The organism is Croceitalea marina (assembly GCF_042684265.1).
Lineage (GTDB): Bacteria > Bacteroidota > Bacteroidia > Flavobacteriales > Flavobacteriaceae > Croceitalea > Croceitalea marina.
The window spans coordinates 1-3191 of sequence record NZ_JBHULB010000010.1; the positions used below are offsets into that span (position 1 = coordinate 1).

Annotated in this window: 1 rRNA gene; it reads left to right on the forward strand. The window is 49.6% G+C overall.

Going from position 1 to position 3191, the window contains the following annotated elements:
• Positions 1-333 precede the first annotated feature (333 nt).
• Positions 334-3166, forward strand: a 23S ribosomal RNA gene (locus ACFSQJ_RS08970).
• The last annotated feature ends 25 nt before the right edge of the window (positions 3167-3191 follow it).

Sequence of the window (3191 nt, forward strand, 5' to 3'; positions counted from 1 at the left end):
TGATGGTTTTGAAGCATACGCTTCGAGCTATGATTGCTCTTTAACAATTTGGAAAGCTGACGAATAACAACAATCCCCTTATCTTTTGATAAGCGTTGTTATTCAAATAAAAGTTCTCAAATCCTATATCTCTTAGAGATGTAGGTACCAAAATACACATTCAAGTGTTCTTGGGAATAACGTCTTAGGATGTTGTTCATATTTGAGTCCGGCAAAATCGAAATGTCTCTCGCTCATTCAAATAATGAGAGACACAAACCTTGGTTGCTTATTTGTCTTCACTTTAAAAAGTGAAATCAAATGGGCCATACGCAAGACCCTTTGGGGTTGTATGGTTAAGTGACTAAGCGTACACGGTGGATGCCTTGGCAGTCAGAGGCGATGAAGGACGTACTAACTTGCGATAAGCGTAGATGAGGCAGTAAGAGCCACTTGAGTCTACGATTTCCGAATGGGGAAACCCAAGTGCATAAGCACTTATCTTGCAGTGAATACATAGCTGTAAGAGGCGAACTCGGGGAACTGAAACATCTAAGTACCCGAAGGAAAAGAAATCAACCGAGATTCCGACAGTAGCGGCGAGCGAAATCGGATTAGCCCTTAAGCTTTTAATGATGCAGGTGAACAAGCTGGAAAGCTTGGCAATAAAGGGTGATAGCCCCGTAGCCGCTCCATCATTTTNTCCAAGGCTAAATACTCCTGACTGACCGATAGTGAACCAGTACCGTGAGGGAAAGGCGAAAAGAACCCCTGTGAGGGGAGTGAAATAGAACCTGAAACCGTGTACGTACAAGCAGTAGGAGCACCTTCGTGGTGTGACTGCGTACCTTTTGTATAATGGGTCAGCGACTTATATTCAGTGGCAAGGTTAACCGTATAGGGGAGCCGTAGGGAAACCGAGTCTTAACTGGGCGATTTAGTCTCTGGATATAGACCCGAAACCGAGTGATCTAGCCATGGGCAGGTTGAAGATTGAGTAACATCAATTGGAGGACCGAACCGACTAATGTTGAAAAATTAGCGGATGACTTGTGGCTAGGGGTGAAAGGCCAATCAAACTCGGAGATAGCTGGTTCTCCCCGAAAGCTATTTAGGTAGCGCCTCGGACGAATACTACTGGGGGTAGAGCACTGTTAAGGCTAGGGGGTCATCCCGACTTACCAACCCTTTGCAAACTCCGAATACCAGTAAGTACTATCCGGGAGACACACGGCGGGTGCTAACGTCCGTCGTGGAGAGGGAAACAACCCAGACCGCCAGCTAAGGTCCCAAATTATTGCTAAGTGGGAAACGATGTGGGAAGGCTTAGACAGCTAGGATGTTGGCTTAGAAGCAGCCATCATTTAAAGAAAGCGTAATAGCTCACTAGTCGAGTCGGCCTGCGCGGAAGATGTAACGGGGCTAAGCAATAAACCGAAGCTGCGGCAATGCAATTTATTGTATTGGGTAGGGGAGCGTTCTGTAAGCGGTTGAAGGTGTGTGGTAACGCATGCTGGACGTATCAGAAGTGCGAATGCTGACATGAGTAACGATAAAGGGGGTGAAAAACCTCCTCGCCGGAAGACCAAGGGTTCCTGTCCAACGTTAATCGGGGCAGGGTAAGTCGACCCCTAAGGCGAGGCCGAAAGGCGTAGTCGATGGGAAACGGGTTAATATTCCCGTACTTCTTACAATTGCGATGGGGGGACGGAGAAGGCTAGGTGGGCCTGGCGACGGTTGTCCAGGTTCAAGTGCGTAGGCTTAAGAGTTAGGTAAATCCGGCTCTTTTTAAGGTCGAGACACGATGTCGAGCCACTACGGTGGTGAAGTCATTGATGCCATGCTTCCAGGAAAAGCCTCTAAGCTTCAGATTGTAAGGAATCGTACCCCAAACCGACACAGGTGGTCGGGTAGAGAATACCAAGGCGCTTGAGAGAACTCGGGTGAAGGAACTAGGCAAAATGGTACCGTAACTTCGGGAGAAGGTACGCTTCTGACGGTGAAGTCTCTTGCAGATGGAGCTATCGGAAGTCGCAGATACCAGGTGGCTGCAACTGTTTATTAAAAACACAGCACTGTGCAAAATCGTAAGATGACGTATACGGTGTGACGCCTGCCCGGTGCCGGAAGGTTAATTGATGGGGTTAGACTTCGGTCGACGCTCTTGATCGAAGCCCCGGTAAACGGCGGCCGTAACTATAACGGTCCTAAGGTAGCGAAATTCCTTGTCGGGTAAGTTCCGACCTGCACGAATGGCGTAATGATGGCCACGCTGTCTCCACCCGAGACTCAGTGAAATTGAAATCGCTGTGAAGATGCAGTGTACCCGCGGCTAGACGGAAAGACCCCGTGAACCTTTACTACAGCTTGGCACTGAACATTGAGCCTACATGTGTAGGATAGGTGGGAGGCTTTGAAGTAATCACGCCAGTGGTTATGGAGCCATCCTTGAAATACCACCCTTGTATGTTTGATGTTCTAACTTGGTCCCCTAATCGGGGATGAGGACAGTGCCTGGTGGGTAGTTTGACTGGGGCGGTCTCCTCCCAAAGAGTAACGGAGGAGCACGAAGGTGGGCTAATCACGGTTGGACATCGTGAGGTTAGTGCAATGGCATAAGCCCGCTTGACTGCGAGAATGACAATTCGAGCAGGTGCGAAAGCAGGTCATAGTGATCCGGTGGTTCTGAATGGAAGGGCCATCGCTCAACGGATAAAAGGTACTCCGGGGATAACAGGCTGATACCGCCCAAGAGTTCATATCGACGGCGGTGTTTGGCACCTCGATGTCGGCTCATCACATCCTGGGGCTGAAGTCGGTCCCAAGGGTATGGCTGTTCGCCATTTAAAGTGGTACGCGAGCTGGGTTTAGAACGTCGTGAGACAGTTCGGTCCCTATCTGCCGTGGGCGTTGGAGAATTGAAAGGGGCTGCTCCTAGTACGAGAGGACCGGAGTGGACGAACCTCTGGTGTTCGGGTTGTGTCGCCAGACGCATTGCCCGGTAGCTAAGTTCGGAATTGATAACCGCTGAAAGCATCTAAGCGGGAAGCAAGCCTTGAGATGAGTTCTCCCTGGCACTTTAAGTGTCCTAAAGGGTTGTCGTAGACTACGACGTTGATAGGCAGGGTGTGTAAGCGTTGTGAGGCGTTGAGCTAACCTGTACTAATTGCCCGTGAGGCTTAACCATACAACACCCAAGGGGTTTTGTGGGC